Genomic DNA, 16,787 nt, shown 5'->3' with positions numbered 1-16,787 from the left:
AGAAGGAGCCTTCCCATGATGAAACGCCGAGACATCCTCATCGCCCCCGCCGCGCTGGCCTTCGCCGCGAGTGCCCGCGCGCAGGTCGGCAACGCGCCCGTGCGCATCCTCGTCGGTGCGCCCGCCGGCGGCTCGACCGACACGCTGGCCCGTTCGCTGGCCGTGAGCATGGGCCCCGCGCTGGGCCGCACCGTCATCGTCGAGAACCGGCCCGGCGCCGGCGGCAACATCGCCGCCGACGCGGTCGCCAAGGCCGCGCCCGACGGCAACACGCTGCTGATGAGCTTCACCAGCCATGCCATCAACGCCACGCTGTACCCCACGCTGCCCTTCGACCCGGTGGCCGACTTCACCGCGCTCACCTGCGTGGCCACTTCACCGTCGATCCTGGTGGCCAACCCGTCGCTGCCGGTGAAGGACGTGCGCGAGCTCATCGCGCTGGCCAAGGCAAAGCCGGGCCAGCTGAACTTCGCGATCGGCGCGGTGGGCTCGTCGCTGCACATGGCGGGCGAGGCCTTCAAGATGCAGTCGGGCGTGGACATCGTGAACATTCCGTACAAGGGCACCGCGCCCGCCGTGCAAGACCTGCTGGCCGGCCAGGTGCAGCTGATGTTCGCGGCGGTGGGCAACGTCAAGGCGCACATCCAGGCCGGCAAGCTTCGGGCGCTGGGCGTGACCACCGCCAAACGCCTGCCCGGGTTCCCTGAGGTGCCGGCCATTGCCGAGACCTTGCCCGGCTACGAATCGAGCGCGTGGTTCGGCCTGTTCGGGCCGGCCCGCATGTCCGCCGAGGTCGTGCGCAAGCTCAGCGACGCGGCGCGCCATGCGCTGCAGCAGCCCGACATGCGCAAGCGGCTGGACACCGAAGGCGCCATTCCCGTGGGCAACTCGCCCGCGCAGTTCTCGGAGTTCGTGCGCAGCGAGATCCCGCGCTGGGCCAAGGTCGTCAAGTTCTCCGGAGCCAAGCCGGAATGAGCTCCCGCATTTCCAGCACCGCGCACCGCACGCCGCCGCAGACGCTGGCGCAGAAGCTCATTGCGCGCGCCAGCGGTCGCGACCATGTGGCGGTGGGCGAGATCGTGACCTGCGGCGTCGACCTGGCCATGTTCCACGACTCCTCGGGCCCCAGGCGGCTGAAGCCCATGCTCGAGGAACTGGGCGCGCAGATCTGGGACCGCTCGCGCATCGTGCTCGTGATGGACCACTACGTGCCGGAGCGCGACGACGACTCGCGCCGCATCGTGCGCATCGCGCGCGACTGGGCGCGCGACCAGCAACTGCCCCACGTGTACGACAGCCAGGGCATCTGCCACGTGGTGGTGCCGCAGCACGGCCACATCCGCCCTGGCATGCTGTGCGTGGGCGGCGACTCGCACTCGCCCACCGGCGGCGCGTTCGGCGCGTACATGTTCGGCGTGGGCAGCACCGAGATGCTCGGCGTGGTCGTCACCGGCGAAATCTGGCTGCGCGTGCCCGAGACCCTGCGGATGTGGTGGGACGGCGCGCTGCCCGCGGGCGTGACCGCCAAGGACATGATGCTGCACATGATCGGGCGCTTCGGCATGAACGGCGGGCGCTACCAGGCGGTGGAGTTCGCGGGCCCCGCGGTGCGGGCGCTGTCGATGCAGGAGCGCATGACGCTGTCGAACATGAGCGCCGAGCTGGGCGCGCAGGCCGGGCTCATCGCGCCCGACGCAACCACCGCCGCGTTCCTGGCGCAGGCCGGCGCGCCGCCGGTCGACATGGCGCCGTGGTTCACCGACGAAGACGCCGGCTACACGCACCACCGTTTCGATGCTTCCACGCTCGAGCCGCACGTGGCCGCGCCGCACAGCCCGGCCAACGCGCACGGCGTGAGCCGCCACGTGGGCATGCACGTCGACGTGGCCTACATCGGCGCCTGCACCGGCGCCAAGCTCGACGACCTGCGCGCCGCGGCGCAGGTGCTGCGCGGGCACAAGGTGGCGCGGGGCATCCGCCTGATCGTCGCGCCCGCGAGCATCCAGGACCAGGAGCAGGCGCGCGCCGAGGGCGTGCTGCAGGTGCTGATGGACGCGGGCGCGAGCTGTTCCCCACCGCGTGCGGCGCCTGCTCGGGCTATGGCGACCCGATGGGGGACGACATCACCGTCATCTCGACCACGGCGCGCAACTTCAAGGGCCGCATGGGCTCGCCCACCGCGCGGGTGTACCTGGGCTCGCCCTACACCGTGGCGGCCGCCGCGCTGCGCGGCTGCGTGACCGATCCGCGCGAGGTGCTGGCATGAACACCCCCACCACCCCTGTCACGCACCGCGTCTGGCGCCTGGGCGCCGACATCGACACCGACGCGCTCGCGCCCGGCCATGCGATGAAGCACGGCATCGACATCATCGCCAGGCACTGCCTCGAAGCCATCCGCCCCGAGTTCGCGCGCGACGTGCGGCCCGGCGACGTGATCGTGGCCGGCCCCAATTTCGGCATCGGCTCCTCGCGCGAGCAGGCCGCGGCGGTGCTCGTGCAACTGGGCGTGGCGGCGGTGATCGCGCCGTCGTACAGCGGGCTGTACTTTCGCAACGCCTTCAACGTCGGGCTGCTGCTGCTGACCTGCGCCGAGGCCGAGTCGCTGCGGGACGGCGACCGCATCGCGCTCGACACGCGGGCCCCCGCGCTGCACACCGCCGACGCGCGCACGCTGGCCTGCGAGCCGGTGCCCGCCTTCCTGACGGACATGGTCGAGGCGGGCGGGCTGCTGCAACTGCTGCGCCGCCGGCTGGCCGCGAAGAAAGCAACCGATGCCCACTGACGCGCAGCGCCCACCCGACACGCAACGCGCGGTGCTGCAGGCCACGGTGGCCTTGCACGCGGCGCAACCGGCCGCCTTTGAGGCCGATGCGCAGGCGCGGCGCCTGCTGGTCGACACGGTCGGCTGCGCGCTGGCGGGCCGGCACGCGGACGAAGTGCGGCGGCTCGAAGCCATGCTCGGCGCCTGCGAGCCCGGCGACTTTTCCTTCCCCGGCGGCCCGTCGCTGGGTGTGCAGGCGGGCGCGCAGGTGCTGGCCATGGCCGCCACCTGGGACGAGGCCTGCGAAGGCCACGCCCTCGCGCACGGCCGGCCCGGCGTGCCGCTGGTGGCGGCGCTGCTGCCGCTGGCGCTGAAGCGGGGCGCGAGCCTGGGCGAGTTCGTCGATGCCTTCGTGCTCGGCTACGAGGTGGGCGCGCGCTGCGGTGCGTGGCTGCGCATCCGCCCCGGCATGCACGTGGACGCCAACTGGCCCGCGCTGGGCGTGGCGGCGGGCGTGGCGCGGCTGCTCGGCCTCGGGGCCGAGGGCATCGTGCAGGCTATCGACATCGCGGCCTGCCAGCTTGCGACCAGCCTCTACCTGCCGGTGGCGCAAGGCCGCACCGCGCGCAACACCTACCTGGGCCACAGCGCGTCGCTCGGGCTGCAGGCGGCCTTTGCCAGCGCGGCCGGCATCGATGCCCCGGCCGGCGCGCTGGCGCACTACGCGGCCACGCACGCGGCCGCCGCCGCGCAGCCGCTGCCCGATGCGGCGACGCTGCTGCTGGGCGATGCGTACCTCAAGCCCTTCGCGGCCGTGCGCCACGTGCACTATGGCGCGACCGCCGCGCGCCACATCCGCGCGCGGCTGGCCGACGACACATCAGGCATCCGCCGCATCGTGCTCAGGGTCTACGACGAGGCCATCGTCTACTGCGGCAACCGCGCGCCGCGCACGCCCATCCAGGCGCAGTTCAGCCTGTCGTTCGGCGTGGCCGCGATGCTGCGCTTCGGCGACGTCGACCCTTCCGTGTATGCCGCGCCTCGCTTCGACGACGCCGAGCTGCGGCGGCTCGAGGCACTGGTCGAGCTGCAGGCCGATGCCGACCTGACCGCCCGCCAGCAGCGCGGCGCCACGCTCACGGTGACGTTCGACGGCGACGGCGGCACGCACGAACACGGCGTCGGCACCATCGCCGGCGATGCCGCCCATCCGCTGGACCGCGCGGCGCTGGCGGCCAAGTTCACGCAGTACGCCGCGCTGTGCACCGCGCACGGCGTCGAACGCGCAAGCGCCATGCACTTTTGCGACGGCGTGCTCGACGCGCCCGCCGCCACCCCGCTCGGCACGCTGTGGCAACGGCTCGCCGCCTGATTCATTCCACTCTCACGGCCCCACTTCCCATGAAACTCCTGCGCTACCTCGCAAGCACGCTCCTTGTCTGCCTGCCGCTCGTCGCCGCCGCCCAGGCGAGCGACTTTCCGAACAAGGCCATCCGCATCGTCGTGCCGTTCCCGCCGGGCGGCGCCACCGACGCGGCGGCGCGCCTGGTCGCGGTGAAGATGGGCGAGCACTGGGGCCAGCCCGTGCTGGTCGACAACCGCGCGGGCGCGGGCGGCAACGTGGGCTCCGACCTGGTGGCCAAGGCGCCGGCCGACGGCTACACGCTGGTGATGGGCGTGACCGGTTCGCACGCCATCAACACCTCGCTGTACAGCAAGATGCCCTACGACCCGGTGGCCGACTTCGTCGCCATCAGCCAGGTGGCCGTGGTGCCCAACGTGCTGGTGGTGCATCCGTCGGTGCCCGCGAAAAACCTGGCCGAGCTGATGGCGCTCGCCAGGAAGGAGCCGGGCAAGCTCAACTATGCGTCGCTGGGCAACGGCACGGCCGCGCACCTGGGCATGGAAATGCTCAAGTCCGAGGCCGGCGCGACATCACGCACGTGCCCTACAAGGGCAGCGCGCCGGCCGTGTCCGACCTGCTCGCGGGCCAGGTGCAGATGATGGTCGACGGCCTGCCGTCGGCGCTGCCGCACATCAAGGCCGGCAAGCTGCGCGCCATTGCGCTCACCAGCCTGCACCGCGCGCCCACGCTGGCCGAGCTGCCGACCATCGCCGAAACGTACCCGGGCTTCTATGCCGACGCGTGGTCGGGCCTGTTCGCGCCCAAGGGCACGCCGCAACCCGTGGTCGACAAGCTCTCGGCCGAGGTGCAACGCATCCTGAAGCTGCCCGACGTGCGCGAGAAGCTCGCCGCGCTGGGCGCCGAGCCGGTCGGCTCCACGCAGGCGGAATTCGCCGCGCATGTGAAGAAGGAGATCGACAAATGGGCCAAGGTCGTGAAGACCAGCGGCGCCAAGGTGGACTGAACCATGAACGACACACTCGACCCCGTCACGCTCGCCGTGCTGCGCGGCCGCCTCGAACAGGTGGCGACGAGATGGACGCCACGCTCTACCGCAGCGCGTTCAACCCCATCATTGCCGAGGCGCACGACGCCTGCCACGGCCTGTACGACGCCGGCACCGGCGACACGCTGGTGCAGGGCAAGTCGGGCCTGCCGGTGTTCGTGGGCGCCATGGCCTTCGCGGTGCGTGCCACCGCCAAGGCAGCCGAGGCGCGCGGCGGCATGCAGGACGGCGACATCTGGATCAGCAACGACGCCTACGACGGCGGCACGCACGCCAACGACTTCAAGCTGGTCAAGCCCTTCTTTCGCAACGGCAGGCTCTACTGCCACATGGCCTCGGCCGCGCACTGGCACGACGTGGGCGGCGCGGTGCCGGGCAACTACAACCCCGCGGCCACCGAGTGCTGGCAGGAGGCGGTGCAGATTCCACCGGTGCGCATCGTGCGGGGCGGCGTGCTCGACCCCGACGTGCTGGCCATCCTGCAGGCCAACACGCGCCTGCCCGACAGCCTGTGGGGCGACCTGAACGGCCAGCTCGCCGCGCTGGAGCTCGGCGCCAAGCGGCTGAACGGCCTGCTCGACGAATACGGCGACGACCTGGTGCTGGCCGCGCTGGGTGAGCTGCGCGGCCGCGCGCTGCGCCTGATGCGCTCGCACATCGCGTCGCTGCCCGACGGCCGCTACAGCTTCGAGGACGTGCTGGACAACGACGGCATCGTCAACGAGCCGCTGACCATCGCGCTGGACATGACGGTGGCGGGCGACCGGCTCACGCTCGACTTCTCGCGCACCTCGCCGCAATGCGCGGGGCCGGTGAACATCTCGCGCGCCACCGCCGTGGCGGCCTGCTATGTCGCGCTCAAGCACCTGTTTCCCGACGTGCCCGCGAACGCCGGCGTGCTGGACGCGGTGGACTTCGTCATTCCCGAGCGGCTGGTGATCAGCGCCGAGCGCCCGCGTCCGGTGGGCGGCTACACCGAGACCATCCTGCGCATGATCGACGTGATCTTCAGCGCCGCCGCGCAGGCCGACCCCACGCGCGCCGTGGCGCAGGCCTACGGCACCATCAATGCGCTGTCGATCGCGGGCCACCGCAGCGACAAGGGCCGCGAAGGCCAGCGCTGGGTGATGTTCAGCTTCTTCGGCGGCGGCCACGGCGGCCACTCGGGCGGCGACGGCCTGGCGCACGGCAACGCGCCCATCTCGACCGCGACCATTCCGCCGCTCGAGATCCTCGAAGCCGCGTACCCGGTGCGCTTCACCGAATGGTCGCTGCGCGCCGACTCCGGCGGCGACGGCCAGCACCGCGGCGGCCTGGGCGCCGTCTACGAAATCGAACTGCTCGAAAAAGACGCCGAGGTGTTCGTCTTCGGCGAGCGCGGCACCTCGCCGCCCAAGGGCATCGCGGGCGGCGGCGCGGGCGCGGTCAACGTGTTCAGCTACGAGAACGCGGGCGAGTGGCATGTGCCGCCCATGGTCTCGAAGATGCGCGGCATCACGCTGGCGCGCGGCGAGCGCGTGCGCCTGGAAACCCCCGGCGGCGGCGGCTGGGGCCCCGCCGCCGAACGCGCGCCGGCGCAGCGCCGGGCCGACGTGGCCATGGGCTATGTGAGCAGCGACACGACAAAGAAAGCATCCGAATGACTTCCCCTGGCAAATCCCTGGTCGTCGGCGTCGATGTCGGCGGCACCTTCACCGACCTGTTCGTGCTCGACGAAGCGCACGGCACCGCGCGCATCGTCAAGGTGCCTTCCACGCGCGGCGAGGAAGCGCGCGGCTTCATGAACGGCGTGGCGCGCGTGGCCGATTCGGCCGCGGCCATCGCCACCATCGTGCACGGCACCACCGTGGGCACCAACGCGCTGCTGGAGCGCAAGGTGGCGCGCACCGGCATCATCACCACGCGCGGCTTTCGCGACGTGCTCGAGATGCGCCGGCGCGACCGCCCGCAGACCTGGGGCCTGCGCGGCAGCTTCCTGCCCGTGGTGCCGCGCGACCTGCGCCGCGAGGTGGACGAGCGCGTGCTGGCCGACGGCACGCTGCACACGCCGGTCGACCTGGCGCAGGTGCGCGCCGAAGCCGACGCGCTGCTCGAAGCGGGTTGCGAGGCGGTGTGCGTGTTCTTCATCAACACCTACGCCAACCCCGAGAACGAGCGCCTGGCCGTGGCGGCGGTGCGCGAACTGTGGCCCAACCCGCACGTCACCTCGGCCAGCGAGGTGCTGCCCGAGATCCGCGAGTTCGAGCGCTGCTCCACGGCCACGCTCAATGCCGCGCTGCAGCCGGTGGTGGGCAGCTACCTCGGCCGGCTCGAGAGCGACCTGCGCGCGCAGGGTTTCGGCGGCGAGCTGTTGGTGGTGCAGAGCAACGGCGGCGTGATGTCGCGCCAGACCGCGAGCGACCTGCCGGTGCGCACCGCGCTGTCGGGGCCGGCGGCGGGCGTGATCGCCTGCGCGGCCATTGCGCGCGCGGCGGGTTTTCCGAACGCGATCACGGGCGACATGGGCGGCACGTCCTTCGACGTGTCGCTGGTGGCCAACGGCGAGGCCGCGCTGGCGGCGCAGACGGCCATCGAGTTCGGCATGGTGATCCGCTCGCCGATGATCCAGATCGAGACCATCGGCGCGGGCGGCGGCTCCATTGCCTCGGTGGACGCGAGCGGCATGCTGCAGGTCGGCCCCGAATCCGCGGGCAGCGTGCCGGGCCCGGCCTGCTACGGCCGCGGCAACATGCGCCCGACCGTGACCGACGCAACGTGCTGCTGGGCCGCATCGCGGCCGACCGTCCGCTGGGCGGCGGCCTGCTGGCCGCGCTGGACGCCGGGAAGTCGCGCCAGGCCATCGAGGAGCACGTCGCGCGCCCGCTGGGCCTGGACGTGCACGCGGCGGCCGAAGCCATTCTGACCGTGGCCAATGCGCGCATGGCCGGCGCGATTCGCCTCGTGTCGATCGAGCGCGGCCACGACCCGCGCCGCTTCGCCTACATGCCCTTCGGCGGCGGCGGTGCGCTGCATGTGTGCGCCATGATGCGCGAGGTGGGCGTGGCCACGGGCATCGTGCCGCGCTACCCCGGCGTTACTTCGGCGCTGGGCTGCGTGATCGCCGACATGCGCCACGACGCGGTGCAGACCATCAACAAGCCGCTGTCCGACCTCGACGTGGCCGACGTGCAGCGCCGCATCGACGAACTGGCCGCCAGCTGCCAGCAGCGCCTGGACTCCTCGGGCGTGCGCTTCGACGCGGTGCGCGAAGTGGTCGCGCTCGACATGCTCTACGCCGGCCAGACGCACACATTGCCGGTGGTGCTGGCCGATGCGGGCCAGGCCCCGCTCACGGCCGCCTCGATTCGCGCCGCCTTCGAAGCCGCCTACACCGCCGCCTTCGGCCGCGTGCTCGACGGCATCGCCATTCGCGTGATGAACCTGCGCTATGCGCGCATCGGCGTACGGCCCAAGTTCGACCTGAAGGTGCTGGCGCCTGAAGGGCAGGGCAGCACCGCGCCGCTGGGCACGCAGCGCGTGTTCCATCAGGGCCGGTGGCACGACGCGGTGCGCTACGCGCGGCTCGAGCTGCCGGTGGCCGCGCGCATCGACGGCCCCGCCATCCTCGAGCAGGCCGACACCACCGTGTGGCTGGAGCCCGGCTTCCATGCCGAGGTCGACGCGCACGGCAACCTGCTGGTGAGGCCGTCATGAGCGAAGCCGCGAAGATCGTCGCGCCGAAGACCGCGCTGGTCGTCATCGACCTGCAGAACGACTTTCTCGACGCCAGGGGCGCCTACGCGCGCGGCGGCGACACCAACCCGCCGGCGCTGCTGCTGCCGGCGCGCGTGGCCGCCGTGGCGCGCGCGCTCAAGGCCGCGGGCGGGCTGGTGGTCGCGAGCCAGTTCACGCTGTGGCCCGACGCCAAGGGCGAGCCGATGGTCTCGCCACACCTGAAGGCGCTGCGCCCCTATCTGGCCAAGGGCGACTTCGCGCCCGGCAGCTGGGGCCAGGCCAACGTCGACGCGCTCGCGGGCCTGGTCGACGTGACGGTCAGCAAGGTCGCGTACTCGGCCTTCTTCAACACGCAGCTGGACTGGGTGCTGCGCCGCGCGGGCATCGACACCGTGGCCGTCTGCGGCATCGTCACCAACGGCGGCGTGGCCAGCACGGTGCGCGACGCGCACATGCGCGACTACCGCACGCTGGTGCTGTCCGACGGCTGCGCGGCCTTCGGCGACGAGCGGCACAGCACCTCGCTGGCCGACATGCGCAACGTGGCCGAGGTCACGGCGTGCCAGCCCTTCATCGACGCATCGCATGACGCAGCCGGTGCGAAGCATTCGCCGCGTTGGCCCGGGCGCGTTCGAGGCCGAGGCGCAGGTGGCGGTGGCCATCGTCGGCGGCGGTGCCTGCGGCCTCACGGCGGCGTTGATGCTGGCCGATGCGGGCGTCGACTGCGTGGTGCTCGAACGCGACGCGCTGCCGAGCGGGTCGACCGCGCTGTCGTCGGGCTTCATTCCGGCGCCGGGCACGCGCGTGCAGCGCGCCCATGGCGTGGCCGACGACAGCGCCGCGCGCTTCGCGGCCGACATCCAGGCCAAGGCGCACGGCCGCGCGCGCCCGCGCTGGTCGAGGCGTATGCCGGCGCCATCGGCCCCGCGCTCGACGCCCTGCAGGCGCGCCACGGACTGGCGTGGACGCTGCTCGACGGTTTTCTCTACCCGGGCCACAGCGTGCACCGCATGCACGCGCTGCCGCAGAAGACGGGCGCGGCGCTGATGGCCGCGCTGCAGGCCGCCGCCGAAGCCGCGGGCGTTGCCGTGCTGACGCAGGCCGTGGTCGACACGCTGGTGCTCGATGCGCACGACCGCGTGGTCGGCATCGACTACCTGCGGCCCGACGGCCGGCACGAAACGCTCGCGTGCGACGCGCTGCTGCTGGCCTGCAACGGCTTCGGCGGCAATGCGCCGATGGTGCGCACGCTGCTGCCTGAAATGGCCAACGCCGCCTTCGGCGGGCACGTGGGCAACGACGGCAGCGCCATCCTCTGGGGCGAGGCGCTGGGTGCGCGCTTGCGCGACCTGGGCGGCTACCAGGGGCACGGCTCGTGGGTCACGCCGCAGGGCGCGCTGATGTCGTGGGCCGTGATGATGGAAGGCGGCGTGCAGCTCAACCGCGAGGCCGGCGCTTCCACGACGAGACGCAGGGCTACTCGGAGGCCGCGGTGCACGTGCTCGCGCAGCCGGGCGGCGTGGCCTGGAACGTGTTCGACACGCCGCTGCTCGCGCTGGCGCGAGGCTTCCCCGATTTTGCGACGCCGAGGCGGCCGGCGCGCTGCGGCGCTGCGAATCGGTGGCCGCGCTGGCGGACTGCATCGGCTGCGAGCCGGCCGTGCTGCAGGCCACGCTGGACGCCATGCGCGCTGGCGCGGCCGCGCCCGACGGCCGCGTGTTCGCGCGCGGCCTCGATGCGCCGTACTTCGCCGTCAAGGTGACCGGCGCGCTCTTCCACACCCAGGGCGGCCTGGACACCGCGCCCGACATGCGCGTGCTGCGCCAGGGCGGCGCACCGTTTGCCAACCTGCTGGCGGCGGGCGGCGCGGCCGGCGGCGTGTCGGGCGACGCGGTGTGGGGCTATCTCTCCGGCAACGGCCTGCTGAGCGCCGTGGCCGGCGGCTACATCGCGGCGCACACCGCCGCCGCACTCGTTCAACACAAGGAGGCGTCCGCATGACGACCCACAACTTCAAGACCCGCCTGGCGCGACCCGACGTGGTGCTGGCGCCCGGCGTGTACGACGCGCTGAGCGCGCTGGTGGCCGAGCAGGCCGGCTTCGAGGCGCTGTACCTCTCGGGCGCGTCCATCGCCTACACGCGCCTGGGCCGCTCCGACATCGGCCTGACCACCTTCACCGAGGTGGCAGACACGCTGGCGCGCATCACCGAGCGCGTGAGCCTGCCCGTGATCGTCGATGCCGACACCGGCTTCGGCAACGCGCTGAACACGCAGCGCACCGTGCGCGGCTTCGAGCGCGCGGGCGCGGCCATGGTGCAGATCGAGGACCAGACCTTTCCCAAGCGCTGCGGCCACCTCGACGGCAAGGCCGTGGTGCCCGAGCGCGAGATGGTCGGCAAGCTCAAGGCGGCGCTGGACGCGCGCGCCTCCAGCGACACGCTGATCCTCGCGCGCACGACGCGGTGGCGGTCGAGGGGCTCGACGCCGCGCTCGACCGCGCCGAGGCCTACCTGGCCTGCGGCGTGGACGCGCTCTTCATCGAGGCGCTGCGCTCGCCCGAGCAGATGGACGCCGCCTGCAGCCGCTTCGCGCACCGCGTGCCGCTGCTGGCCAACATGGTCGAAGGCGGCAAGACGCCGATCCAGGACGCCGACGCGCTGCAGCAGCACGGCTTTCGCATCGCCATCTTCCCGGGCGGCACCGCGCGCGCGGTCGTGCACACGCTGCAGGGCTACTACGCGAGCCTGCACCGGCACCGCACCACGCAGCCGTGGCGCCCGCAGATGCTCGACTTCGATGCGCTCAACGAGGTGATCGGCACGCCCGAGCTGATGCGCACGGGCCAGAAGTACGACTGAGCGCGCGGCTCAGCGCAGCACGCGGATCAGCTCGTCGTACACCAGCCGCACGCGCGCCGGCACCGGCGCGCGCTGCGAGCGGTACACGTAGATCGGCCACGGCTCGGGCGCGTCGGCCTCGAGCACCGGCACCAGCGCGCCGGTCTTCATCCACGGCTCGGCCAGCGCGCCGATGAGCTGCGCGAAGCCCAGGCCCGACAGCACCGCGGCGCATTCGGCGTCGAAGTCGTCGGTGACGAAGGTCGGCGCCGTCGGCACCACCTGCCGGCCCTTGCTGAAGACCATCGGCCACGGCCGGCCCGACATGCGATCGATCAGCGCGGTGAGCGGCAGGCCCTCGAGCGCGTCGATCTTCTTCGGCACGCCGGTGCGCGCGATGAGCGCGGGCGCTGCCACCACGTGCAGCGCCATCTTGCCCACCGGCCGCGCCACGAAGCGCGCGTCGCGCAGCGGCCCCACGCGCACGCCGATGTCGATCTGCTGGTCGACCACGTCGGCATGCTCTTCCGACACGCGCAGGTCGAGCACCAGGCCCGGGTGCGCCGCGAGCATGGGCGCCAGCGCCTGCGGAATCAGCCGCCGCCCGAAGATGCCCGGCGCCGTGACCCGCACCGTGCCCGCGTGTTGCGACGCCGCGCGCCGGTCGGTGCGGTGGAACAGCTCGTCCACGCCGCCCACGGCGATGCGGGCGCGTTCCGCGAGCTGGCGGCCGAAGTCGGTGAGCTGCACGCCGCGCGTGCTGCGGTGGAACAGCGGCTCGCCCAGCTCGTCCTCGAGTTCGCGCACCGCGCGCGTCACCACCTGCGGCGAGACCGACAGGCGCACGGCCGCGTCGCGGAAGTTGGCGGCATCGGCGGCGGCGCAGAACACGCGCAGGGCTTCGAGTCGGTTGGACATGGGGTGCTGGAGTGTTCCTGATTGCGGAATTGTGAAGTCGCCAGAGTTTCATTTACGGGAACACGTGGATTTTCCACACTGCATGCACTTCTTCAACACCGCAAAGGAACATTTCCATGACATCCGTTCAAGACAACATCAAGGGCAAGGTCGCCATCGTCACCGGCGCGAGCAGCGGGCTCGGCGAATCGACCGCGCGCCACCTGGCGGCGCGCGGCGCCAGGGTGGTGCTCGCGGCCCGCCGCACCGACCGGCTCCAGAAGGTGGTGGCCGAGATCCGCGAGGCCGGCGGCGAGGCCATCGCCGTGGCCACCGATGTGTCCAAGCGCGCCGACCTCGACAAGCTCGCGGCCGCCACGGTGGAGGCCTTCGGCCGCATCGACGTGCTGGTCAACAACGCGGGCGTGATGCCGCTGTCGCCCATCGACAAGCTCAAGGTCGACGAGTGGGACCGCACCATCGACGTCAACATCAAGGGCGTGCTCTACGGCATTGCCGCCGTGTTGCCGCGCATGCAGGCGCAGGGCAGCGGGCACATCGTCAACGTCGCGTCGATTGCCGGGCTGAAGGTGTTCACGCCCATCGGCACCGTCTACAGCGCGACCAAGCACGCGGTGCGCGCCATCTCCGAAGGCCTGCGCGTGGAAATGGGCAACAGCGGCGTGCGCGTGACCGTGGTGTCGCCCGGCGCGGTGGAGTCGGAGCTGAAGTTCGGCAGCAGCGACGCCGAGAGCGCGGCCGGCGTGAAGGCCTTCTACGACGCGAACCAGATCCCGGCGGACTCGGTGGCGCGCGCGGTGGTCTACGCGGTGGAGCAGCCGGCGAACGTGGACATCAATGAAGTGGTGCTGCGGCCGGTGTCGCAGGAGTTCTGAGCGGGCGGGCCGGCATGACCGGCCCAGCCGCGTCAAGGGGGAGGGCCCGATGGCGGCCCTTCCCCGTATCAATTAACCTTCAATAACTGAAGGTTTTGGCAGCCAAAAGTGCAAAGCCCCTGCAAAATAGAACGACCGTTCGTTTTTGTTTGGGAATTCCACGATGTCCGCCACAGCCGTCCCCGCCAAGCCCGCCCGTGCCGCCCAGAAGGGCCAGCAGACCAAGGCCGTCATCGTCGACGCCGCGCTGGCGCTGGCCGCGCAGATCGGGCTGGAGGGCCTGTCGATCGGGGCCGTGGCCGAAATCACCAAGATGAGCAAGTCGGGCGTGTTCGCCCACTTCGGCTCGCGCGAGGAACTGCAGATCTCGGTGGTGCGCGAATACCACGCGCGCTTCGAGCAGGAGGTGTTCTTCCCCGCGCTGAAGGCGCCGCGCGGCCTGCCGCGCCTGCGCGCCATGTTCGCCAACTGGATGAAGCGCACGTCGACCGAAATCGACTCGGGCTGCATCTACATCAGCGGCGCTTCCGAATTCGATGACCGTCCGGGCCCGGTGCGCGACGCGCTGGTCGAGTCGGTCAGCATCTGGCAGGCCGCCGTGCTGCGCGCCATCGTGCAGTCGCAGAGCGAAGGCCATCTGCGCGCCGACGCGACGAGCGCCAGGTGGCGTTCGAGATCCACGGCCTGATCCTCGCGCTGCACTATGAAGCGCGCTTCCTGCAGGTGCCCGGCTCCATCGGCCGCGCCAACACCGGCTTCGACAACATCCTCGCGCGCAGCGCCACGCCCGACGCACCCAAGGCCGACCCGGCCCCCGGGGCCGCACCGGCCGGCCGCCGCCTCAAGACCGTGCGCTGAAAAAGACAGCCGCGCGCGCTCCCGTTTTCGCTTTTCGTTTTTCCCCCTTTTCTTTTTTCTATCTAGCTTCGATCAGGAGAGTTCCGGATGCCTATCTACAACCCGCCCGTGCGTGACATGCAGTTCGTGCTGCACGAAGTGCTCAACGTCACCGAGGAACTCAAGGCGCTGCCGGCCCATGCCGAGACCGATGCCGACACCATCAACGCCGTGATCGAAGAGGCCGGCAAGTTCGCCTCCGAAGTGACCTTTCCGCTGAACATCAGCGGCGACGAAGAGGGCTGCACGCTCGACAAGGCCACGCACGAAGTCAAGACGCCCAAGGGCTTCAAGGACGCCTACGCCAAGTACGTCGAAGGCGGCTGGCCCGCGTTGTCGTGCGACCCGGCCTTCGGCGGCCAGGGCCTGCCGTTCGTTGTGAACCAGTGCCTGTTCGAAATGCTCAACAGCGCCAACCAGGCCTGGACCATGTACCCGGGCCTGTCGCACGGCGCGTACGAGGCGCTGGCCGCCCACGGCACCGAAGCGCAGAAGAAGACCTACCTGCCCAAGCTCACGAGCGGCGAGTGGACCGGCACCATGTGCCTGACCGAACCCCATTGCGGCACCGACCTCGGCCTGCTGCGCACCAAGGCCGAGCCGCAGGCCGACGGCACCTACCGCATCACCGGCAGCAAGATCTTCATCTCGGCCGGCGAGCACGACATGACGGACAACATCATTCACCTGGTGCTGGCCCGCCTGCCGGACGCGCCCAAGGGCAGCAAGGGCATCAGCCTGTTCGTGGTGCCGAAGTTCCACGTCAAGGCCGACGGCTCGCTGGGCGCGCGCAACCCGATCTTCTGCGCCGGCCTGGAGCACAAGATGGGCATCCACGGCAACGCCACCGCGCAGATCGTGATCGAAGGCGCCACCGGCACGCTGGTGGGCGAGCCCAACAAGGGCCTGGCCGCCATGTTCGTGATGATGAACGCCGCGCGCCTGGGCGTGGGCAACCAGTCGCTGGGCCTGACCGAAGTGGCCTACCAGAACGCGCTGGCGTACGCCAAGGACCGCCTGCAGATGCGCTCGCTCTCGGGCGTGAAGGCCAAGGACAAGGAAGCCGACCCGATCATCGTGCACCCCGACGTGCGCAAGATGCTGCTCACGGCCAAGGCGTATGCCGAAGGCGGCCGCGCGCTGCAGATCTTCTGCACGCTGCTGCTCGACAAGGAGCACAACCACCCCGACGAGAAGGTGCGCAAGGACTCGGGCGAACTGGTCGCGCTGCTGACCCCCATCGTCAAGGCCTTCATCACCGACAACGGCCACACCGCGACCAACGCCTGCATGCAGGTGTTCGGCGGCCACGGCTTCATCAAGGAATGGGGCATGGAGCAGTTCGTGCGCGACAACCGCATCAACATGATCTATGAAGGCACCAACACCATCCAGTCGCTGGACCTGCTGGGCCGCAAGATCCTGGGCAACAACGGCGCGTCGCTGAAGAAGTTCGGCAAGCTCGTGGGCAAGCTGGTGGAAGAAGAAGGCGTGAACGAGAAGATGGCCGAGTTCATCAACCCGATCGCGGGCCTGGGCGACCAGCTCACCAAGTTCACCACCGAGATCGGCTTCAAGGGCTTCCAGAACCCCGACGAGGTGGGCGCCGCCGCCGTCGACTACCTGCGCGTGGCCGGCCACTTCGTGTTCGGCTACCTGTTCGCCCGCATGGCGCAGGTGGCGCTGCGCGAAATCGCCGCCGGCAACACCGACCCGTTCTATGTGGCCAAGCTGCAGACCGCGCGCTTCTACTTCGCCAAGCTGTTCCCCGAGACCGCGACGCTGATGCGCACCGCGCGCGCCGGCAGCAAGGTGCTCATGGACACCGACGCCGCGCTGGCCTGAGCGGTCGGTAGTACCGTCCCCGTCTTTCCTCAACTCCAGGAGCCGCCGATCATGAAAACAACACTCGCAGCCCTCTTGTTCGCCGTCACTGCCGCCTCGGCCATGGCCCAGAGCACACCGGTGGGCCTGTGGCGCAACGTGGACGACAAGACCGGCGAGGTCAAGGCCGAGATCAGCATCGCGGAGACCAGCGGCGGCCTGTCCGGGCGCATCGAGAAGGCGCTGGGCAAGAACGCCAAGCCCGGCGCGGTCTGCGCGGAATGCAGCGACGACCGCAAGGACAAGCCCATGGTCGGCCTGGACATCATCCGCGGCGGCAAGAAGGCCGAAAGCAAGGACGTCTGGGAAGGCGGAAAGATCCTGGACCCTGAGAACGGCAAGGAATACCGCGCGAGCTTCACGCCCATCGAGGGCGGCAAGAAGCTGGAAGTGCGCGGCTATCTCGGCCCGTTCTGGCGTACGCAAACCTGGAACCGTGTGCAGTAAGCCATAGGCCTGCCGCGCGCAACCAATCCAAGAAATACC

At 70.9% G+C, this 16,787-nt stretch carries 7 protein-coding genes and 8 pseudogenes; 14 read left to right on the top strand and 1 reads right to left on the bottom strand.

What is annotated here, in order from left to right:
• Window positions 1–18: 18 nt before the first annotated feature.
• From BMG07_RS02925 to BMG07_RS02880, 10 genes and pseudogenes are all read left to right on the top strand, one after another.
• Window positions 19–975, top strand: coding sequence for a tripartite tricarboxylate transporter substrate binding protein (locus BMG07_RS02925; protein WP_198083363.1), 957 nt, complete (start codon window positions 19–21; stop codon window positions 973–975).
• A pseudogene (locus BMG07_RS02920) lies at window positions 972–2,266 on the top strand (3-isopropylmalate dehydratase large subunit). Before BMG07_RS02925 ends, BMG07_RS02920 begins: the two are co-directional and overlap by 4 nt.
• Complete coding sequence (locus BMG07_RS02915; RefSeq protein ID WP_198083209.1) at window positions 2,263–2,784, top strand: 3-isopropylmalate dehydratase; 522 nt, start codon at window positions 2,263–2,265, stop codon at window positions 2,782–2,784. The pseudogene BMG07_RS02920 and the gene BMG07_RS02915 overlap by 4 nt, the downstream one beginning before the upstream one ends.
• Window positions 2,774–4,135 (top strand): MmgE/PrpD family protein, encoded by a 1,362-nt coding sequence (locus BMG07_RS02910; RefSeq protein ID WP_198083207.1) that lies wholly within the window; start codon window positions 2,774–2,776, stop codon window positions 4,133–4,135. Before BMG07_RS02915 ends, BMG07_RS02910 begins: the two co-directional genes overlap by 11 nt.
• Before the next feature lie 29 nt (window positions 4,136–4,164).
• Window positions 4,165–5,132 (top strand): annotated as a pseudogene (locus BMG07_RS44640) (Bug family tripartite tricarboxylate transporter substrate binding protein).
• Window positions 5,133–5,135: 3 nt separating this feature from the next.
• Window positions 5,136–6,817: pseudogene (locus BMG07_RS02900) on the top strand (hydantoinase B/oxoprolinase family protein).
• Window positions 6,814–8,867 (top strand): annotated as a pseudogene (locus BMG07_RS02895) (hydantoinase/oxoprolinase family protein). The pseudogenes BMG07_RS02900 and BMG07_RS02895 overlap by 4 nt, the downstream one beginning before the upstream one ends.
• A pseudogene (locus tag BMG07_RS02890) lies at window positions 8,864–9,463 on the top strand (cysteine hydrolase family protein); the annotation flags it as partial. The pseudogenes BMG07_RS02895 and BMG07_RS02890, both read left to right, overlap by 4 nt.
• A 10-nt stretch (window positions 9,464–9,473) precedes the next feature.
• Window positions 9,474–10,889, top strand: a pseudogene (locus BMG07_RS02885) (FAD-dependent oxidoreductase).
• Window positions 10,886–11,748, top strand: a pseudogene (locus tag BMG07_RS02880) (oxaloacetate decarboxylase). The pseudogenes BMG07_RS02885 and BMG07_RS02880 overlap by 4 nt, the downstream one beginning before the upstream one ends.
• A gap of 9 nt (window positions 11,749–11,757) precedes the next feature.
• Here BMG07_RS02880 and BMG07_RS02875 read toward each other — a convergent pair.
• Complete coding sequence (locus BMG07_RS02875; RefSeq protein WP_198083205.1) at window positions 11,758–12,645, bottom strand: LysR family transcriptional regulator; 888 nt, start codon at window positions 12,643–12,645, stop codon at window positions 11,758–11,760.
• 116 nt (window positions 12,646–12,761) lie between these two features.
• Here BMG07_RS02875 and BMG07_RS02870 point away from each other — a divergent pair, with 116 nt between their 5' ends.
• From BMG07_RS02870 to BMG07_RS02855, 4 genes and pseudogenes are all read left to right on the top strand, one after another.
• Window positions 12,762–13,520, top strand: coding sequence for an SDR family oxidoreductase (locus BMG07_RS02870; protein ID WP_198083203.1), 759 nt, complete (start codon window positions 12,762–12,764; stop codon window positions 13,518–13,520).
• 163 nt (window positions 13,521–13,683) lie between these two features.
• Window positions 13,684–14,378, top strand: a pseudogene (locus BMG07_RS02865) (TetR/AcrR family transcriptional regulator).
• An 87-nt stretch (window positions 14,379–14,465) separates the two neighbouring features.
• On the top strand, window positions 14,466–16,262 hold the full coding sequence (locus BMG07_RS02860) for an acyl-CoA dehydrogenase C-terminal domain-containing protein (RefSeq protein WP_198083201.1): 1,797 nt from the start codon (window positions 14,466–14,468) through the stop codon (window positions 16,260–16,262).
• A gap of 51 nt (window positions 16,263–16,313) precedes the next feature.
• A complete protein-coding gene (locus tag BMG07_RS02855; protein WP_198083199.1) occupies window positions 16,314–16,748 on the top strand; it encodes a DUF2147 domain-containing protein in 435 nt (144 codons plus the stop codon).
• Window positions 16,749–16,787 lie beyond the last annotated feature (39 nt).

The organism is Variovorax sp. E3 (genome assembly GCF_016082275.1).
Classification (GTDB): Bacteria; Pseudomonadota; Gammaproteobacteria; order Burkholderiales; family Burkholderiaceae_C; genus Variovorax.
This window is presented reverse-complemented; position numbering and strand designations above follow the sequence as displayed.

Bases quoted from the DNA above. Each gene is read 5' to 3' on its own strand.
- BMG07_RS02855 (WP_198083199.1), top strand. From the start codon at position 16,314: ATGAAAACAACACTCGCAGCCCTCTTGTTCGCCGTCACTGCCGCCTCG.
- BMG07_RS02875 (WP_198083205.1), bottom strand. From the start codon at position 12,645: ATGTCCAACCGACTCGAAGCCCTGCGCGTGTTCTGCGCCGCCGCCGAT.
- BMG07_RS02925 (WP_198083363.1), top strand. From the start codon at position 19: ATGAAACGCCGAGACATCCTCATCGCCCCCGCCGCGCTGGCCTTCGCC.
- BMG07_RS02910 (WP_198083207.1), top strand. From the start codon at position 2,774: ATGCCCACTGACGCGCAGCGCCCACCCGACACGCAACGCGCGGTGCTG.
- BMG07_RS02915 (WP_198083209.1), top strand. From the start codon at position 2,263: ATGAACACCCCCACCACCCCTGTCACGCACCGCGTCTGGCGCCTGGGC.
- BMG07_RS02860 (WP_198083201.1), top strand. From the start codon at position 14,466: ATGCCTATCTACAACCCGCCCGTGCGTGACATGCAGTTCGTGCTGCAC.
- BMG07_RS02870 (WP_198083203.1), top strand. From the start codon at position 12,762: ATGACATCCGTTCAAGACAACATCAAGGGCAAGGTCGCCATCGTCACC.